Origin of the sequence: Nitrospira defluvii (genome assembly GCF_905220995.1) — a bacterium.
Classification (GTDB): Bacteria; Nitrospirota; Nitrospiria; order Nitrospirales; family Nitrospiraceae; genus Nitrospira_A; species Nitrospira_A defluvii_C.
In genome coordinates this window covers 609585-628543 of the sequence record NZ_CAJNBJ010000001.1, presented here as the reverse complement: position 1 = coordinate 628543, position 18959 = coordinate 609585, and the positions used below count along the sequence as shown (strand labels likewise).

The window sequence follows — 18959 nt, the reverse complement described above, 5'->3', positions numbered from 1 at the left end:
CATTATTCATGGTCATGAATGGTCTGGGCAGATCGGAAGCGAGGGAATGAAGTGCCGTGATCGCATCAGTAGCATCGGAATTGGATTCTTGGCCGTCGTTGTGTTGGGAGGTGCGCAGCCACTTGCGGCCCGCGCGGCGGAGGAGCCGCAAGATCAGGAGGCGCCGGTCATCGCGGTCGAACCGGTAGAAGTCAGCGGCAAACGGATTGAGAACGTCGAGGACGTGAAGAAGGAATTTGCGCGTCGTCCCGGCAGCAACATTCTCATACAGGAAAAGGAGATTACCGAGTCGCGCGCGTTAAATTTGCAGGACGTCTTGCAGTTCGCGCCGGGGGTGCGGTTTCAGTCCCGTTTCGGGGCCGATGAAGGCCAGTTTCAGATCCGTGGTACATCCTTGCGCAATAATTTCCATCATCGGGGCATCAATATTTTGATCAACGGCATTTTCTTCGGCGACGCCGATGGATTTTCCGACTTTGAATCGATCGACCTGCTGGCCTACGAGCGTATCGAAGTCTACAAGGGCGCGAACGCCTTGCGGTATGGCGCGAACAGCATCGGTGGCGCGATCAACTTCGTGCCGCGTACCGGCTACAGCGCCTCGACCTTGCAGATGCGCATGCTCGGCGGCAGTTTCGGGATGGTCAGCGGGCAGGTGTCCAGCGGCAAGGTGTTGCAGCCGTTTCAGGTGGGCAGCATGAGCGCCACGATGGACTACTACATCAGCGTGTCGGGTAACCGTCAGGACGGCTTCCAGGACAACAGTCAGCAGGCCCGCGAACGCATCAATGCGAACATCGGCTTGCAACTCGGCAACCATCAGGAAATCCGCGCCTACTTCCTGCAAGCCAATGTGGCTGAACGGATTCCCGGTTCACTCACCAACCAGCAGCTCTTCTTCAACCGACAACAGACCGGAGGGCAAAGCCCTCCCGGGGCGCCGCCGTTTTTTGCCTGCGTGTCCAGTAACCAGGCTTGCAACTGGGGTCGATACTACACGCTGCAACGGATCGGCATCGCGTACCATAACGAGTTCGCGCCGAATCAATATTTCGAAATCATTCCGTATTTCTCGAACCAGTTCATCGACCACCCGATTTTTCAAACGATCCGGCAGGAAAATAACAATGTCGGCGGTGAGTTCCGGTATGTGAATTCCAATTCGCTGTTCGGAAAGAATAACTCTTTCGTCGCCGGCTTCCAGCCGCGGTATGGGCACCAGCGGCAACAGCGGTTCGTGAACATCAACGGTAGCATCGGCGCGATGACGCAAAATTACACGGCCAAGACGACGTACTTCGGCGCCTACGCCGAAGATGCCTTCGATGCGACCAAGGACTTCACGATCGTGATCGGCGGCCGGTGGGACTATACGGGGCGCGAGGCGACGATCGACAACTTCGGGCCGGCCGGGAATCCGTTCAATCCGGCGACGCCGTCTGTACTGACGGGCACGCAGAAGCCGATGCAACATTTCGGCGCGATCAGTCCGAAGGTCGGGTTCGTCTATCGTACGACGCCGACCTCGCAACTGTATTTCAACGCCAGCCGGTCGTATGAGGCGCCGCTCAACGTGGAGTTGCTCTCCGCGCTCAACGCCAACGGTTCCGCGAACACCGGGTTCTTAAATCTGGATGCGCAACGGGCCTGGCAGTTGGAATTAGGACACCGCGGTACCTCTGCGGATAAGCGCTACAGCTGGGATGTGACGGTCTATAATCTCGAAATGCAGAAGGAGATTCTGGCCTCCAACATCAACAACACCGGGACCTTCCAGAATGCCAATGGCACGCGCCATACGGGCGTGGAAGCCGGCGGCGCCATGGTGCTGAAGAAAGGTCTTTTCGCGCAGGGCGGCCCGGGCAAGGAAGACAGCTTGCAGACGCGTGTGGCCTATACCTGGTCGCGATTCAAGTTCACCGACGATGTGCGAGGCGGCGGGATCGGCGGCCCCAATGTCTTGATTGCCAAGGACGGCAACACGGTCGCCGGCGCGCCGGAACATAGCCTGAATGTGGAAGCGCGGTACGATAATCCTGCCGGTTGGTGGATTGCGCCGAACGTCGAATGGTCGTTGTCCGGTTTCTATACGGACTATGCCAATACGATTAAAAACCCGTCGTATGCGTTGATCAATCTGCGTTCCGGCTGGAACATCGATGAGCATTGGACCTTGTTCGCCGAGGGCCGAAACCTCACGAACAAGACCTATGCCGGTGCGGTCGTGGTCAACGACTCACTGAACCGGTTCGCCAACCCGGGATTCGGCATCAGTGCCTTCGGAGGCGTGGAATATAAGTTCTAGTGCGGCGTGCCTGTGTCGGTGCGGGGCTCATCGTGAGGTGAGCCTCGCATCGAACGGTGGTGCGAGACCGGCCATACGGCAACAGGCGATCCTTCGCGCCGTCCGCTTGCGTAAAAAACGGGATAGACGGCTGTCGGGCGAACATGTGATAACAGAATCCGTCGGGTACTCCCCGGATGGGCATGTCCTGGTTACTGTAGGGATAGACCGTGCCGGCCATCTACGGACTTGTCACTGTTTGGCTACTTGTCTGGAGCATGGTACCGGTCTACGCCGAGTCCGGTTCCACCCCGCTGCCCACCGCGGCCTTCGCCTCGCTGCCCCGCATTGAATCCATTCAACTGTCTCCTTCCGGGCGGCACCTGGCCGTGCTCCGCAACCATGACGGGCAGACGTTTCTCGATACCCAAACCCTTGCCGGACAAGATGTGCACCGTGTCGTCTCGACGGACAATCGCGAATACATCATCACCTGGTTTCGCTGGGTCAATGACGAGCGGCTGTTGGTGAGTATCCGGTTCGCCGCCACGCGAGACGCGATCGATTCGATCGAAACTCGGTTGTTGGCGGTCAATCGCGATGGCACAGAGCAGATACCCAATGTGTTCAAGCAGAGCGCCTTTCCGTCGATTTTCGGAAAGAAACACTTCCCTCAATTCCAGGATCAGCTCGTCGGCACGATTCCCGGCGATCCCAGGCACGTGCTGCTCGCCCTGGATCTGGAACACCCCAATGCTCCGGATGTCTACAAGGTGGACGTCTATTCCGGTGAGCGGCAGTTGGTCCAGGCGAACCCCAGTTCGAAGTCGGACGCCTCCGCGATTGCACATTGGATTGCCGATCGGGCAGGAAGGGTGCGGGCTGGGGTCGGGCAATTTCACACCGCAGTGCATGCCATTGTCAGGCTGCCGGAGTCCAGTCTCTGGCGCGAACTGGCCGACTATGACTTGGCCAAAGAAACCGGACTGGTTCCCTTGGCCTTCGATGCCGATCCCGCCTGGTTGTACGTCAGGGATCAACATCGGGGCAAGGCGGCAATTTTTAAACTCAACGTGACGGACCTGACCGCGGATCGTATCCTCGTGGTCGCCGATCCGAAGTTTGATCTGAACGGTGAGTTGGTCTACGCGCCTGGACGCAAGAAGGTCGTCGGCGTTCGGTACAGTCCGGCGGATGAGCGGGTGCTGTTCTGGGACTTCGATGCGCAGCGGTTGCAGGCTCGTATCGACAGGGCCTTGCCGGCTCGCGTCAATGTCATCCACAGCAGCAGTGATGACGGACGATTGCACATCGTGAAAGCGAGTAGTGCCGTCCTTCCTCCGCAATGGTGGATCTTCGACGAACACGACGGCCGCATGGTCTTGCTCGGCAAGTCGTATCCTGATCTGGAGGGGGCTGGGCTCGCTTCTCCCACCACGACCTACGTGACGGCGCGGGACGGTAAGGAGCTGCAAGTCTTCCTGACCGTTCCCAAGGATCGGGACCCGCGCCACCTTCCGATGATCGTGTTTCCCCATGGAGGCCCTGCCTCGCGATCGCCCGGTGCATTCAACTATTGGACTCAGTGGTTCGCCAGTCGCGGCTGGGCCGTGCTGGAACCGCGATTTCGCGGGACCGAGGGATACGGTGATGAATGGCTCCGCGTCGGTTTCCAGCGGTGGGGGTTGGAGATGCAGGACGATGTGACCGACGCGGTGCAGTATGCGATCCGCTCCGGTATCGCCAATGCGAACCGGATCTGCATCGTCGGAGCGGGCTACGGTGGATATGCTGCCTTGATGGGTGTCGTGAAGACGCCGGATCTGTATCGTTGTGCCGTCAGTCTTGGCGGGGTGACGGACTTGCCCGAACTGGTGTCCGACAGTCGCTGGTATCTCAATCAGAAGCCAATGGTGGAAATGCGGATTGGGTCCTGGTGGAACGATCGGGAGCGGCTTCGGGAGACCTCTCCGGTCTTTCATGCGCAGGAGATGCGCACGCCGCTGCTGCTCATGCACGGCTTGATGGATCGGTCTGTCCCAGTGTCCCAGGGCCGTGCCCTGGCCGAGGCATTACGGTCTTCCGGGAAATCCATCTACACCTATGTGGAACTGCCGGTGGCCGACCATGCCTTGCATCGAGAAGAGGATCGGCAACGCGTCTTCTCTGAGTTAGAGGCCTTCCTTGGCCAATATCTCAACTGATTCGCTTATGCGTCGTGATGGATGTAGCAGCGGTGAGCAGCGGTCGGTAGACAGTGCGGAATTGTCCTGCGTAGCATGGGTTGCCTGACGGGTCTGTTCGTTCTTCAGAGGAGATGTCACGATGGTGTTCTGTGTATGGTTCTTGTTCCTGCTCTGGCTGAGTCCCAATCTTGTTCACGCAGAGACTCGATCCGCACCCGGAGTGACGTTGACTCCGGCGCAGGTCGTTGCCGCCGGGTCCTTTACCCTGTCGCCTCCCTCTCTTCGATATGATGCAAGCGGTACGTTGCATGTGGCCTGGCTGGAAAAACCTGATCAACAGGGCATCGTGAAGATGCGGCAGATCGCGGGAGAATCACGTCAGCTGGGCAGTGCCGTTCAGGTCAATTCGGCAGCACTCGGACCAGAGGCGTTGCATCAGGCTCCGGGACTGACCACCGAAGGAGACGGCATGGTTGCGCTGAGCTGGTCCACGCCGAACCGGACCCCCGGCGCCATGTTCGCATCGGACCTTCGCGTGGCGGCTTCCGGTGACGGGGGCCATACGTTCACCGCTCCGGTGCAGGTCAACGACGACGGGTTGCCGATTTCCCACACCTTCGAAGATCTGTTGCGCGGCCCTGAGAACGACCTCTACGTGATGTGGTTGGACGGGCGCGGCAAGGATCGCAGCGGCGCCGCGGTGCAGTTCACCTGTTCACGGGACGGAGGGGCGACGTTTGGGCCCAATATGACGGTGGACGGCATGGCCTGTCCCTGTTGCCGGCCCATGCTGGCGGCTGCGCCGGACGGGAGTCTCTGGGCCGTATGGCGGAAGACCTTCGACGGGAATGTGCGGGATATCGTGGTGGCGCAGTCAGTCGATCGCGGACAGACGTTCGGTTCTCCGCATCTCGTGCGGGAAGACCATTGGGTGTTTTCGGCCTGTCCGCATCGCGGTCCATCGTTAGGCTTCGATCGGCAAGGGCGGCTCTACGTCGGCTGGTACACGGAAGGGACCGACGAGCAGGCCCGTATCTACCTCGCGACCTCCGACGACCGGGCCGGGACGTTTACCGAACCTGTCTCGTTGCATACCTCAACCAATTCCTTGCCCGACAATCTTCGTCTGGCGGTTCACCCAGACGGGATCGTCGCAGCCGTATGGGAGGAAGTGACCGGCGTACGGAAACGCGTGGTCCTTCGTCTGTCGGCCGATCGGGGGAAGACCTTCGGGCCGGTCATCCCGCTGAGCGCCGGCGCCAAAGCCGAGCATCCGACCGTCGCGATTGACCCATCAGGTCGAGTCGCCCTGGCCTGGACCGAACATGCGTTTCCCACCAACAAGATCGTGGTGCAAGAGGGACGCGTGGATCTCCCCAAGCCGTGATCATTCACCGCTTCGCTTCAATTCTGCGGTGAGCTGGCTTTCCGGCTCACCGTGACGCCTCTGAATGGCTCTGCCTCTCCTGTCCGTTCTCCCCGGTTACGTCTTTCTGTCACATCTGTTGCATCGGTAAGCGTACGTCGGTAGCGCTTCGCCGGAAGCCTTGTTAGAGTCCGCGCCGTTTCCCTGATTGATGGACGGTTGACTGAGGTGTGTGATGCGGACAGGTGCTCTCCTACTGTGCAGCGGCGTGATCGTGATGAATGTCTGGACCTTCGGCGCCGCGCGCGCCGACGAAGGAACCGGTTCGGAACGCACGAGTCTGCAGGAAGAATATGACAAGGAAATCCGAAGCCGCGCGGAAGACGATGCGCCGTTGGTGATCATGGATCCGGTCGTGGTGACCGCCACACGCGCGCCGAAACAACTGACGCAAGTGCCCGGTGCGGTGTCGGTGATCGATCAGAAGCAAATCCTGCAAGGGCGGCCGGCTGTCGGCGTGGATGAAACGTTGCGCATCGTGCCGGGCGTGCAGACGGAACGTCGGTTCGGCCCTGACGACGTGCGCATTTCGATTCGCGGCAGCGGCGTTCAGTCCACGTTCGGTGTCCGGAGCGTGCGTATCCTGATCGACGGTATCCCGCTTACCGAAGTCGATGGGCAGACCAGGTTGGAGCCGATCGATCTAGACGCCGTGGCCCGTGTGGAAGTGCTGCGCGGACCGAATTCGACCCTGTACGGCAATGCCTCGGCGGGCGTGATCAATTACGTGTTGGAGGAGGGCAACAAGGACCATCGCTATGTCGAGCCCCGGTTCGTCTTCGGGTCGTACGATTTCTCAAAGTACCGGGTGAAAGCCGCCGGCGCGAACGACAAGTTCAGCTGGATGGCCAACTATTCATTCCTGGATTACGGCGGCTACCGCGATCAATCGGTGACGAGGAATCAGCGTTTTCTGGGGAAGTTCAAATATACCTTCAATGATCATTCGGATCTGTCGCTCGTCGTCACCTACGGCCAGATGGACGGTGACATTCCGGGCAGCCTCTTTCGTTCGGAATTCGAGAACAGCCCGCGTCTGCAGCAGCAGACCCTGCACGCCATTCCACCGGCGACGTTCCCTGCGAATACGCCCTACGCGGCGTTCAAGCCGTTTCGCAAGGACGAGCGGTTTCGCCCGGCCCTCACCTATCGCAATCAGATCAGCGACCATCAGGAGATCACGGTCACGGGGTTTTTCGCCACGCGCGACTTGCACCACCCGCTCTGCTGTTTCAACAGCAGTTTCATCACGTTGACTCGCATTGAAAATGCGGCCTTTGCGAAATACACCAATACCGTGCCGATTCTCGGCCATGAGAACCGCTTGATCGTCGGGTACGACTGGCAGGATCAAAACTCGGTGAACAAGAACTTCGCGAACGTCCTGGGCTCGCCGGGAGCGCTGCAGTCCTTTACGCAGGAACGGATCAACCAGGACGGGGTCTATCTGCAGAACGAATTCAAGGTCACCGAGCAGATCGAGTTGGTCGGTGGGGTGCGGTACAGCCAGGTGCGCTTCAAGGTGCAGGACCATCTCCGGTTCGGCGGCATCGATGCGTCCAGCCGCCGGAATTTTGCGCAAACGACCGGGCTGGGAGGCATCCGGTACAGTCCCGTCCCTTGGGCCAATTTCTATCTCACCGTCGGACAGTCGTTCGAAACGCCGACCGGCTCGGAATTCCGCAATCCTCTGACGGCAAGCGGGGCTGGTTTGAACCCGGGCATTCAACCGCAAAAATCCACCAATTACGAAATCGGCGTCAAGGGCGCCGTGGGAGAATCGTTCTACTACGACGTGGCCTTATATCGTCAGCATTTCACCGATGAGCTCCTGCGCTTCAGCACCGGCTTCACCGGCCCGTGCAATATCTTTGCGCCCTGTTTTCGCAATGCGGGCAAGAGCGACCACGACGGATTGGAAGTCGGCCTGGCCTATAAGCCGGTTCGCCCGCTGACGATCCAACTTGCCTATACCTATGCGGATTACCGTTTTCGCGACTACCTCGTCAACGGCGTCCAGCTGGCGGGGAAGACTTTGCCAGGGGTGCCCACGCATCGCCTCGTCATCGACTGGACGTACGAGCAACTGCAGGGATTGTTGGCCGGCACCTTTGCCGGGGTGGAATGGCAATACCAGACCGCCTATTTCCTGAGTGATACGAATCTTGAGTCCTCTTCCCCTCTCAACGGGCAGAAAAATCCGAGTTACACGGTGACGAACCTGAAGGGAGGCTACAAGACGATGGTGCACAAACATTGGGGGATCGAAGTCTTTGCCCGACTGGAAAACGTGTTTGACGAGAATTATGCGTTCGCCACCTTGAACCCGGCCAATGCACCGGCGTTCGGGCCGTTCATCGGCCGCAATGTCTTCGGCGGTCTCTCCGTGCGGTATGTGTTCGAGTAGGCCTGCGTCCTTTGCCCGTGGGCGGCCCATCCACCGGATAGGCGGCAGCATATCTGCGCAACAGTACCCGGTCCGAGCGGGACTGTTGATCGCGGTGTGCCTCTGCGGACTTGCCTTGTGGACGGTCGGTACAGGGCGCTGCCCCGCACTGACGCACGCAGCCTCACACCCGGTCGCCGACGCCGGTCGCTCGATACTTTGTCAGGCCCTGTGCCATGCGGTTGGGACCTCGGTCGTGGCGACCGGTGCCGTGCCCGAGCGGCTCTCGCAGACCAACGCCGTTCAATTCCTTGACATTCCGACACCTCCGCGAGCGTGGCCGCGTGTGACTCGTGATCCGCGCGCTCCGCCTCCTGCTCCTGTCTGGACGATGTGATCGACAGGAGTATCGCGCGTGGTGTAGGGACGGCGTCCGGACGGACTTCCGCCCTGCTCCGTGGAAAGGAGGCATTAGTATGTCTGGGGTTCGACGTAGGGTGGTTGCGATGGTGGGGTTGATATCCCTGTTGGCTTGCAACGGTGGCACGTTCGCCGCCGACGCGTCCGAGGCCGTTGCCGACGACGAAGGGCTGATCCGGCGTGAGGAAGCGCTGAGAGAGCAGTTGAATAGCCCATGGAGAATGAATCATGGACGGCATGAAAGAACTGGTGGAGTACGGCGTGATCGGCCTCTTGATCGGGCTGAACCTGTGGGCGGCGGCCGTGGCGATCGAGCGGTGGTTGTATTACCGGCGGATCGATGTGCATGCGTACCCGTCGCTGGATGCCTGTGAAATCGCATTGACCAAACGGTTGGTGGTCATCGGAACCGTGGCGGCCAACGCGCCCTACATCGGCCTGCTCGGCACCGTGTTAGGCATCATGCTGACGTTCCACACCATGGGCAGTTCCGGCGCCATGGCGGTCGCGACGATCATGATCGGCCTGAGTCTTGCCTTGAAGGCGACTGCGGCGGGGCTCGTGGTCGCCATTCCTTGCGTCGTCATGAATAACATGCTTCGGCGGCGCGTCAGCGAGTTGCTCGCGCAGTATAAGGCTCGCCATGGAGCGTGAGGTCGATCAGATCAATGTGATTCCGCTGGTGGATATTATGCTGGTCTTGCTCGTGATTGTGCTGACCACGGCGACGTTCATCACCACGAGGCAGATTCCTGTCAATCTTGCCAAAGCCTCGACATCGGGCGACCGGCAGGACCGGCCGATCGTCGTCACCGTCACGGCTGAAGGGAGGGTCTTCGTGGACGACCGTGTAATCGACGAGGAACAATTGGAGATCGTGCTGGCGCCGCATCCTCGTCACTTGCCGGTGTTGGTCCGTGCCGACAAGGTGACGCGGCTGGAGCGATTCGTCGTCATCGTGGATCGCATCCGCGGGCTGGGGTTCCAACAGGTGAGCCTGGAAGTGGTGCGGACGTGAGAACTCGCATGGGTCGAGATGGGTTCAAACAACCTTGCTTGGATGGTTTGAGCAGAACCTGCTGAAAAGGGGCAGTTGCGAACGTTGACTTCCGGTCGACCGAGGAGATGGCGGTCTATGGATCGATTCATTCCAGTGTTGTCATGTTCGTCTACTCGAGACGCGAAGTAAAGCCGCGCAGGTTGTAGCAACCGTGAGCATCCGTCGGTAGACAAGTTTCGTGGAAGGGCGTAGATGAGTATCCAGTAAAGACTGTAGACCCATGAATCGATTGTCCACTAAAACATCAGCCATTCTAGTCACTCTCAGTGTCGCCTTGGTCTATCTGGCCTTGGCGCTTGTCGCTCCCGGCTGTTCCTTTGCTCATGCGGCACCGTCCGGAGAGCACCATCAACATTCCGGTACGGACTCCCACTCCACGCTCTGTTCGTGGGCCTGCCAAGTCTCATCGGATGTCGGGCCAATGGCTCACGCAGATAGCGGGGTCGTCTGGGTGACGCATCTGTCTGCTCTCCCTTCCGCTCCTTTGCTCATTGCCGTTCAGGATCACTCGTCTCTCCACACCCGTGCGCCGCCGGTCTCCGCGAGGGGATAGTTCTGGCGGGGCACGCATCGCCGTTCTTCACAGCATGCTTGATGGGTGGTCTGTTCAGGGGCAAACCTGGGCTGGCATCTCTTCATGACTGTGACCGCCGCAATCGGGCGTTCGGCCTGAGCTATTCACTCGAATCGTCTGAGTCCGGGGTTGAATTGCCCTCTACCCTGGACCTGCCGGCAGCGCAGGCGCCATCCCTGTGACCTCCGCTGCCGGTCCCCAAGTCACTGTCGTGAGGCATGTGCCGAAATTCGCATGGTGGCCCCGGCTGTTCGGGAGGCTCGTCCCCCTCGCGCACCCGGGGATGGAGCGGTGTCGAAGCCGCTCCTGTCCACCGCCACAGTCTCGAAGGGTACTGAAAGGCGTGTGATGGATCAGCCGCTCTTGCGGGTCAAGGAAGCCGCCCAATTGCTTCACGTGAGCAAGTGGACGATCTATCGCTGGGTCGACGAAGGGCGGCTGGATGCCACCAAAATCGGCGGCGGCAGTTTGCGTATCTTTCGGCGATCCGTGATGGCCTTGGTCGAGGGCAATCGCATCGATTCGCGCCCGACTGAGTCCGTGCCGCAGTTGAAAATGGTGCCGCTGACCGGGCGTCGATCGCTCAAGCGGTAAGCGAATCGTGACGGATCCTGAGGTTGTGCACCCTTCTTCAGGATCTGCCTCCCCGGGGTGAATGGGATGGCCTCCCCCTTCACCCCGGCCCTCCGGGGGGCTCGGCGCAGGGGCTGTCGAGTCGGACAAGGAGGACGGGATAAGCCGGAGTTGATCGAAAGGGTGGAGGCAATCGACCATGATGGGTGATCGGATGAAACAGCGGCGGTATCAGATAGGGCTCGTCGGCCTGTTCGCGCTGATGGTGTTCTATGGCGCGACCGGGCTCGGTGCCACGGAGGTGGATGGCTGGATGCAGCGCTTCGAGGCCGGGGTGAAGGCCAGGGAAGCGGCCCACTATGCCGAGGCTGAACCGCTCTTGATGCAGGTCTTGCGGGAAGCCGAGCAGCTTCGCGCCGATGAGGGTCGAGTGGCGCTGGCCGCGAACAACTTGGGGTTGCTGTACCACGACCAGGGGCGACTCACGGAGGCCGAATCGCTTTATACGCGCGCACTCGGCATTTGGGAAGCGCAACGAGGCCCGGAGCACGAAGATGTCGCCGCGGCGTTGAACAACCTGGCGGAAATTGCCCATGCCAGGGGCGAGTGGGAAGCGGCCGAGCCCTTGTACGAGCGGGTGCTGACGATCGAACGCAAGACGCTGGGCGGGGCGCACCCCGATGTGGCGATCAGCTTGAACAACCTGGCCGAACTCTATCGTAAGCAGGGGCGCGAAACGGCAGCCGAATCCTCATACCAGTTGGCGCTCACGCTGATGGAGCAGGCGCACGGCCCTGATCATGTCGAGTTGGGGCCGGTGCTCAATAACCTGGCCGCGTTGTACAAAGGGCGCGGGATGTATGCGTGGGCCGAACCGTTGTATGAACGGGCCTTGAGGGTACGCCGGCGACATTTTGGGAGCGACCACCCGGCCGTGGCGATGGGATTGAACAATGCCGCGTGCCTCTATCAGGCCGAGGGGTTGTATCCTGCGGCCCAACGATTGTTCGACGAAGCGCTCGCCATCGCCGAGCGAGCCTCGGGTCCGCAGGCTTCTTTGACCGGCACCATCCTCGGCAACATGGCCTTTCTGGCGGATGAGCAGGGGTTGGTGATGCAGGCACAGCTTCTCTACCAGCGGGCGCTGGTCATCCAGCAACAGAAGCTCGGATTACACCATCCCACCGTCGGGCTGTTGGCGGAACGGTATGCGCGTGTGCTCAATGTGCTGGGACAGCCGGTAGAAGCGGGGTTGTTCGCAGCGCGGGCTGCCTCGATTCGCGCGCGGGTCCAGTCGGAAGCGGTGAAGCAAGGGGCCGGGCGTCGCCTGGGCCAGACCGTCGGCGAGGTTCGGCGGTAATCGTCCTCAGGATCAGAAAGGAAGGTGTCTCATGCCGGTTAGTCACGCAGTGGCAGCACCCCAGCGAACTCAGATTGTCGGGGCACCTCATCACGACGCAGGCTTGAGCGTCGCCGTGGTGCGATTGTTGGCCTTGGCGTTGGATATCAGCGAAGGCTGGTCGCCGGCTCCCCCCGCCGCCGGTCTGCTGATCCCGTTCGGGTATCGAGATTGGCCGAGCCTGGCGTCGATGGTCGAGTCGCGGGAGGGGACGCAGCAGCTACGATTCTACGTGTGTCCCAAGGCGCTGCTGACGACCGACTCCGAGTCCTTCCCGGTCGGCACGGTGTTCGTGGTGGAATCCCAGCCCTACCCGTCGCGTGCAGTGGGAGAGGGGTCGCGTCCCTCCCTGTTTGCCATGGAGAAGTGTGCCGGTATGAGCATGAACAGCCGGGGATGCGGGCAGCGGGAGTCCTGGATCTATGCCAGTTGGAATGCGGCCGGTTCCCCAGCGACGACGGAGCCTGGCCGATGCGGGATCTGTCGTCTGCCATGGTTGTCGCCGACCCACAGCTGACGATCGGTGGACGGGGCTCGACGGTTGGACTGCGCTGACCACGCAGTGAGCCCCGATGAGGGAAGCGTACGCCCATACGCTTCCCTCTCCCACCATCGTTCCTGTCTTTCCTGCACCAGCCCCAGTCTCTCCGTCACTCAACAATCCGTGTCGAATGTTGTACAATGCGCCCCACGACATTCGTCGGGCCACTTATTTACCGAGGAGGAATGATTATGACTCACGTACGTACTGCCATGGTGGTGTTGTCGTTGTCCATGCTGGTGCTGGCCGCGCCGATGGGTTATGCCCTGGCCGACGGCGGGCATGTGAAGGAAACCATCAAACATGCCAAAGAGGGCGTGGAGCACGAGAAGGAAGCCATCAAGCATCTGGAGGAATCAGTCAAGGCGAGCAACGATCCCCATGCGAAGGAAGCGCTGGAGCATGCCAAGGAAGCCGTCAAACATGCCGAGGAATCGCTGGCGCATGCGGAGCAGGCTTCAGGCAAAAAGGGCAAGGCGAAGAAGTAGGCGCGTGTTCGTCCCCGTGCTGCGGCTAGAACTCACGTGAGACGTCTCCGGCCGGATCGACCCCGAAGGCATTTCTTCTTATCGACTTCACCCTAGTCGATCGTGTAGCATCCGTTGGCATCCATGAGCGGGCGTCTGTAGACGGCCGGGCTTGCCGGGGCTATAACTCCTCACCCTAGGGAGGTAGCCCCATGCGAAAACTCTTCATCGCCCTGCTGCACATCCTGGTGCTGGTCGGTGGAACGGCGGGGTGGGCGGCGGACGACACGCTCGAGCGATTGTTGCGGGCGCAGGCGTTCAATCGGGAATTTGAGGGATTCGATTCGTACTACGTGATGATCGAAGCCGATCATCCGCAGCCAGACGGGTCGCACGAAGTGCTGGCAGTGGCCAGCGGCAAATTTTCTGATAATACCAAGCGGATGAAAGTGTTATTTCTCATCATGGATGGTCACATTGTCGGCGGTCAGGTGCTGGAAGGCACTGGTCTTCCTCCGTGCCTGGCGCAGGAGCATCGTTCGTCTTCATCCCTTTAACCTGACAGGAGGTTGTGTATGCTGAGCAGGAGTGCAGTATTGTTTTTTGGCGCGTTGAGTCTGTTGTCGAGTGCGACCGGAGCCTGGGCGTTGCAAGCCGGCGGCGTCGAAGTGGGCGACCTCGAGACCGGTTCTGTGGTCGGCCAGCCGTTCAAGGAATTGGAAGTGGATGCGCAATTGTTTGCGGTGGAAGTGGGCGGCCTCAAGGCCTGGTATCCACCGACCACTGTCATCGACTTCAAAGTCCGTCCCGGCCGCCCGGTCTTGCTGAAGGTGACGAATAACACCTCCACGGAGCGTGGTTTCCAGATGACGGATCCGGTCAACGCGGCCTCGCCGTTCGTGCTGAAGGCGGAAGTGGTCCTCAAGCCCGGTGAGACCAAGTACATCGGTGTCCCGACGAGCGACCTGTTCAACGCCACGCAGGGCAACACGCTGTCCTATCGGGATCAGTTGAACCCGAAGCAGCCGGGTGGCCAGTTGATCATGATTAAGTAACGACCGAAGCGAGTCGGTTGTGGGAACGCCCCGTTCATCTCCAGATGGACGGGGCGTTCTCGTTCAAGGGCACGCAGCTGTGCGATTCGGTAGGCGTAACGAGGCCGGCGGCCAGGTTTGTTTCGTGCGCGCCGGTGGGTCGAGGGGCAAGGGCCGGACGGTTACCAGTAATAAGGGAACCGTCCGTACGGTCCCCAATAGGGATGCCAGAACGGGCTGTAGTAGGGATAGGGGCGGTATCGGAATTGATCCGAGTCTTGTGACGGAATCCAGGTGCGGAAGCTCTTGATGTCGATCACCGGATAGACGTAATCCGTTTCATCCAACGGCAGGGTGACCGAACCGGTCAGTTCGCCGGTGACGGTGAGGAAGGTACCGGGAGGCACTGTGGCCGGGTCGAGAAATTCACGTTGAATGGCCACGAAGCGACCTTGGGATTTCATCAGATCCAGCGACGGCTGCTGGGCGTTGTTCAGCGGTAGCTGGAGTACTTCGAGACGTGTGCCGTCTTTCAGGCGGCGGGCCGAAAGGACTTGCCCGCCGAGCACGAGCGTCTGTCCTTTGAAGGATTCCGGCGTCGCCTTGATTTGAGAGAACGGCGGAGACGGGGGGCTGCCGTCGGCCGACTCACGCTGGTCCGCGGACGTCGCGCAGGCCGTCAGCACTGCGGTAAGGCAGAAAATACCGATCCCCTGTAGAAGTTTGCCCCGCATCGTTGGCATTATAACAGACGTGGAAGATCGTGAGCATTGTTTATAATGCCCACGAGTCCGCTGAAGCGAGTCCTGTTGGAAAAAGGAGTGCAGCGTATGGTGAAGCGTCGAGTGTGGCACGGTGGTCTGTTCATGGGGCTGATGGTGATGGCATGGCTCGGTTTTTCGGGCATCGCGCAGGCGGGGAAACCTGAATTGAAAGGCAACTTTCAAATCTTGAGCGAAGAAAAGTCGACGCACAAGCCGGGGAAGGTTCAGTTGGTGGAGTTTGCCGATTTCTATTGTCCGCATTGCCATCGGTTTGACGGCGAAGGATTGGCGATTCTGGAGAAGGCATTCGGGAACAAACTCGAAGCGGTCATGGTGGGCTATCCTGTCATTCCCGGTAAGCTGCCGACAGCCTTCGATATGTACGAGCAGGCCAAGACCATGGGCAAGGGCAACGAGATGAAGCGGGCTTTGTTCCGGACCATCCATACAGACAAGATCGGGATCATCGATAAGGCCATTCGGGAAGTGCTGATCCGCGAGGTCGGACTAAATCCCGCCGCGTTCGAAGAGGGATTGGCCAGTGCCAAGCCGGCCAAGGCCTTTGAAGACGGGCGTCGATGGGGTGATCGCATCAAGGTCCAGCAGACCCCGACGGTATTGCTCGACGGCAACATCAAGGTCGAACAGATCGATCCGGAAAACCTGAAGCTGATCATCCAGAGCATTCTGGATGGAGACAGCGCGAAAAAATAGTCGGGGCGAATAGCTGATGGCTTGTGGCTGATAGCAGGAGAGAGACGGGAGTGACGGAAGGTTTGGTTCTTCCGACTCTTGACTGGACGCCATATGCCATCGGCCATACGCTCTTCGCTTCCCAGCGGAGTAATGCATGGCACGTGATCCAGTCTGCGGCATGACGGTGGAGCCGGACCAGGCGGCGGGGTATGCGGAACATGAGGGCCAGACTTACTATTTCTGCAGCCTCCACTGCCTCGACCGGTTCCGCGCCCAGCCGACTCAGTACGTGACGAAGGCAGTCCCCGCCCGGGTCGGTGCTCAACAGCCAGGCCGCCGGCCGCTGCCGATGATGCAGGCGATGCCGGAACAGCCGGTGACAGGAGGGGAGCGCGATCCGGTCTGCGGGATGACCGTCCAGCCGGCCACGGCGGCCGGCCCCCACACCCATGAACAGAAGACCTATTACTTCTGCTGCCAGGCCTGTCTCACGAAGTTCCTCGCCGATCCGGCCCGGTACCTTGCCCCTACCGCGTCAGTCCCGCCGACGCCTCTTCGGCAGTTCGGGGGAAAGGCCCTACCCATGTTGGGGGCTTCGTCTGCAGGGCCGACGACGGCAACGGTCATTGACCCCGTCTGTGGGATGACGGTGGACCCGGCCACGGCAGCCGGGTCTTTCGCTTACGAAGGCACGACCTACCACTTCTGCTGCCAGGGTTGTCTCACCAAGTTTCGCGCAGATCCGTCACGCTATTTGTCGCCGGGTGCCGCCAAAGAGTCGATGCCTCCGACCCCGGTTCCTCCGGGGACCAAGTATGTCTGTCCCATGTGTCCTGAAGTGTTGGAGGAGAAGCCGGTCCCTTGCCCGAAATGCGGGATGGCTTTGGAACCGGATTCCGTGCAACCGCTGCCGACCAAGACGGAATATGTCTGCCCGATGCATCAGGAGATCGTGCAGGCGGAGCCGGGGGCCTGTCCGACGTGCGGAATGGCGCTGGAGCCACGGACGGTCACCGTCGCGGAGGAGCTGAATCCAGAACTGGTCGATATGGCCAGACGGTTCTGGGTGGCACTGGCACCCGCGGCGGTGGTGTTCCTGTTGGCCATGTCGCATATGATTCCTGGCCATCCGATGCAACATCTTCTGTCGGACATCCAGTCGGCCTGGGTGCAGTTTGTGCTCAGCACGCCGGTGGTGCTCTGGGCCGGATGGCCGTTTTTTCAGCGCGGCTGGGCGTCGATCGTGCACCGCAGCCCGAACATGTTTACGTTGATCGCGATCGGCACCGGCACGGCCTATCTCTACAGCGTCGTTGCCACGTTGCTCCCGTCGTGGATCCCGCCATCGTTCCATCTTGAGAGCGGGGCGGTGCCGGTGTATTTCGAAGCGGCGGCAGTGATTACCGTGTTGGTGCTCTTAGGCCAGGTCTTGGAACTCCGAGCCCGGAGTCGCACGACCGGTGCGATCAGGGCGCTGCTCGGCCTGGCGCCTAAGACCGCGCGCCTGTTGCGTGATGACGGCCGTGAAGAGGATGTGCCGCTTGAACAGGTGCAGGTCGACCATCGGCTGCGGGTGCGTCCTGGCGAACGGGTGCCGGTGGACGGAATCATACTCGAAGGTTCGACGTCGATCGACGAATCGATGATTACCGGCGAATCCATGCCTGTCGAAAAATATGCCGGGGACCGGGTCACCGGCGGCACGATCAACGGATCAGGCGGCGTGGTGATGCGAGCGGATCGGGTGGGAGCGGATACGCTGTTGTCCCACATCGTTCAAATGGTGGCCGAGGCGCAACGCAGTCGAGCGCCTATCCAGCGCACCGCCGATGTGGTGGCCGGGTACTTTGTGCCGACCGTTGTCGGCGTGGCGATCGTCAGTGGATTGCTGTGGGCGTGGCTGGGACCGGAGCCCCGCCTTGCGCATGCCCTGTTGAATGCCGTGGCGGTGTTGATCATCGCCTGTCCTTGCGCGCTTGGGTTGGCGACGCCCATGTCCATCATGGTGGGGACCGGGCGCGGGGCGTCGGCCGGGGTGCTGTTCAAGAAGGCCGAGGCGTTGGAGAGGATTGAACAGATCACGACCCTGGTGTTCGACAAAACCGGGACGTTGACGGAAGGCAAGCCGAAGTTGCGGGTGGTCAGCGCATTGTCGCCCTGGTCCGAAACGGATCTCTTGCGATTGGCCGCGTCGGTCGAGCGGGCGAGTGAGCATCCGGTCGCCAATGCGATTGTCGGCGGGGCCGAAGCGCGAGGAATCACTTTGGAACCGGCAACCGGGTTTACGTCGAAGGCGGGGAAAGGCGTCATGGCGACCGTCGGGACGAAGCGGGTTGCGGTGGGCACCATCGATTGGCTACGGGAGCTAAAGGTCGGCGCCGAGACCGCGCTTGCCGACTTGGAGGCCAATGCCGAGCTGATGCGGCAGACAGGGCAGACCGTGATGGTGGTTGCCGTGGACGGCCGCGCGATCGGCTTGCTGGGCGTGGCTGACCCGATCAAGAGTTCCACGCCGGAGGCGCTCCGCTGGTTGAGACAGGAGGGCATTCGCCTGGTGATGGTGACCGGCGACCATGCCGTGACGGCGCAGGCTGTAGCCAAGGAATTGGGATTGGATGAGGTCAGGGCCGGCGTGAAACCGGAAGAGAAGAGCCGGATCGTGCAAGAGTTACAACGGCAAGGCCAGGTTGTCGCGATGGCCGGGGACGGCATCAACGATGCGCCGGCCCTTGCGCAGGCGGATGTCGGCATCGCCATGGGTACCGGGACCGATGTCGCGATGGAGCATGCCGGGGTGACCTTGGTGAAAGGCGATTTGCGGGGAATCGTCCGGGCCTATCGGTTGAGTAAGGCGACCATGCGAAATATCCGTCAGAATCTCTTCTTCGCCTTTGTGTACAATAGTATTGGTGTCCCGGTCGCCGCCGGGCTCTTCTATCCGGTGTTCGGGCTTCTCCTCAGCCCGATGATCGCCAGTGCTGCCATGACATTGAGTTCCCTTTCCGTGATTTCGAACGCGTTACGCCTTCGGCAGACCGATTTATGAGTTCTGCGTGTGCAGGTAGATGGTGCGTGATAGGCTGCGGATTATTTTTGACGCTCGACGGAATGGGGAGCGCAACGCGAACGGTTCTGGAAGGAGCGAGCTT

Annotated in this window: 15 protein-coding genes; 14 read left to right on the top strand and 1 reads right to left on the bottom strand. The window is 60.5% G+C overall.

Annotation, left to right across the window (positions count from 1 at the left end):
* The first annotated feature begins 46 nt into the window (after positions 1-46).
* The 12 genes from KJA79_RS03000 to KJA79_RS02945 all read left to right on the top strand — a co-directional run bounded on the left by KJA79_RS03000 (position 47) and on the right by KJA79_RS02945 (position 14371).
* Positions 47-2305 (top strand): TonB-dependent receptor family protein, encoded by a 2259-nt coding sequence (locus tag KJA79_RS03000; protein WP_213040516.1) that lies wholly within the window; start codon positions 47-49, stop codon positions 2303-2305.
* A 209-nt stretch (positions 2306-2514) separates the two neighbouring features.
* Positions 2515-4488, top strand: a complete 1974-nt coding sequence (locus KJA79_RS02995) for an alpha/beta hydrolase family protein (protein ID WP_213040515.1) — start codon at positions 2515-2517, stop codon at positions 4486-4488.
* 121 nt (positions 4489-4609) lie between these two features.
* Complete coding sequence (locus KJA79_RS02990) at positions 4610-5857, top strand: sialidase family protein (protein ID WP_213040514.1); 1248 nt, start codon at positions 4610-4612, stop codon at positions 5855-5857.
* A 214-nt stretch (positions 5858-6071) separates the two neighbouring features.
* Positions 6072-8303 carry a TonB-dependent receptor family protein gene (locus tag KJA79_RS02985; RefSeq protein WP_213040513.1) on the top strand — a complete coding sequence of 744 codons (2232 nt, stop codon included), beginning with the start codon at positions 6072-6074 and terminating at the stop codon, positions 8301-8303.
* Positions 8304-8930: 627 nt separating this feature from the next.
* Positions 8931-9356, top strand: a complete 426-nt coding sequence (gene exbB, locus KJA79_RS02980; RefSeq protein WP_213040512.1) for a TonB-system energizer ExbB — start codon at positions 8931-8933, stop codon at positions 9354-9356.
* Complete coding sequence (locus tag KJA79_RS02975) at positions 9346-9720, top strand: ExbD/TolR family protein (protein WP_213040511.1); 375 nt, start codon at positions 9346-9348, stop codon at positions 9718-9720. Before exbB ends, KJA79_RS02975 begins: the two co-directional genes overlap by 11 nt.
* A 964-nt stretch (positions 9721-10684) precedes the next feature.
* Positions 10685-10930, top strand: a complete 246-nt coding sequence (locus KJA79_RS02970; protein ID WP_213040510.1) for a helix-turn-helix domain-containing protein — start codon at positions 10685-10687, stop codon at positions 10928-10930.
* Positions 10931-11108: 178 nt separating this feature from the next.
* Positions 11109-12269, top strand: a complete 1161-nt coding sequence (locus KJA79_RS02965) for a tetratricopeptide repeat protein (RefSeq protein ID WP_213040509.1) — start codon at positions 11109-11111, stop codon at positions 12267-12269.
* Between the two features lie 31 nt (positions 12270-12300).
* On the top strand, positions 12301-12825 hold the full coding sequence (locus KJA79_RS02960) for a cytochrome P460 family protein (RefSeq protein WP_213040508.1): 525 nt from the start codon (positions 12301-12303) through the stop codon (positions 12823-12825).
* 215 nt (positions 12826-13040) lie between these two features.
* Positions 13041-13337: a small metal-binding protein SmbP gene (locus tag KJA79_RS02955; RefSeq protein ID WP_213040507.1), complete on the top strand. Its 297-nt coding sequence runs from the start codon at positions 13041-13043 to the stop codon at positions 13335-13337.
* A 191-nt stretch (positions 13338-13528) separates the two neighbouring features.
* Positions 13529-13873, top strand: a complete 345-nt coding sequence (locus KJA79_RS02950; RefSeq protein ID WP_213040506.1) for a hypothetical protein — start codon at positions 13529-13531, stop codon at positions 13871-13873.
* An 18-nt stretch (positions 13874-13891) separates the two neighbouring features.
* Complete coding sequence (locus KJA79_RS02945) at positions 13892-14371, top strand: hypothetical protein (protein ID WP_213040505.1); 480 nt, start codon at positions 13892-13894, stop codon at positions 14369-14371.
* Between the two features lie 161 nt (positions 14372-14532).
* On the opposite strand, the gene KJA79_RS02940 is transcribed toward KJA79_RS02945, so the two are convergent.
* Positions 14533-15084: a Slp family lipoprotein gene (locus KJA79_RS02940; protein WP_213040504.1), complete on the bottom strand. Its 552-nt coding sequence runs from the start codon at positions 15082-15084 to the stop codon at positions 14533-14535.
* 96 nt (positions 15085-15180) lie between these two features.
* Between KJA79_RS02940 and KJA79_RS02935 the strand changes: the two genes are divergently transcribed.
* Both KJA79_RS02935 and KJA79_RS02930 read left to right on the top strand, forming a co-directional pair.
* Entirely contained in the window at positions 15181-15828 is a 648-nt protein-coding gene (locus KJA79_RS02935) for a DsbA family protein (protein ID WP_213040503.1), read from the top strand.
* Between the two features lie 136 nt (positions 15829-15964).
* Entirely contained in the window at positions 15965-18856 is a 2892-nt protein-coding gene (locus KJA79_RS02930) for a heavy metal translocating P-type ATPase (protein ID WP_213040502.1), read from the top strand.
* Positions 18857-18959: the final 103 nt, after the last annotated feature.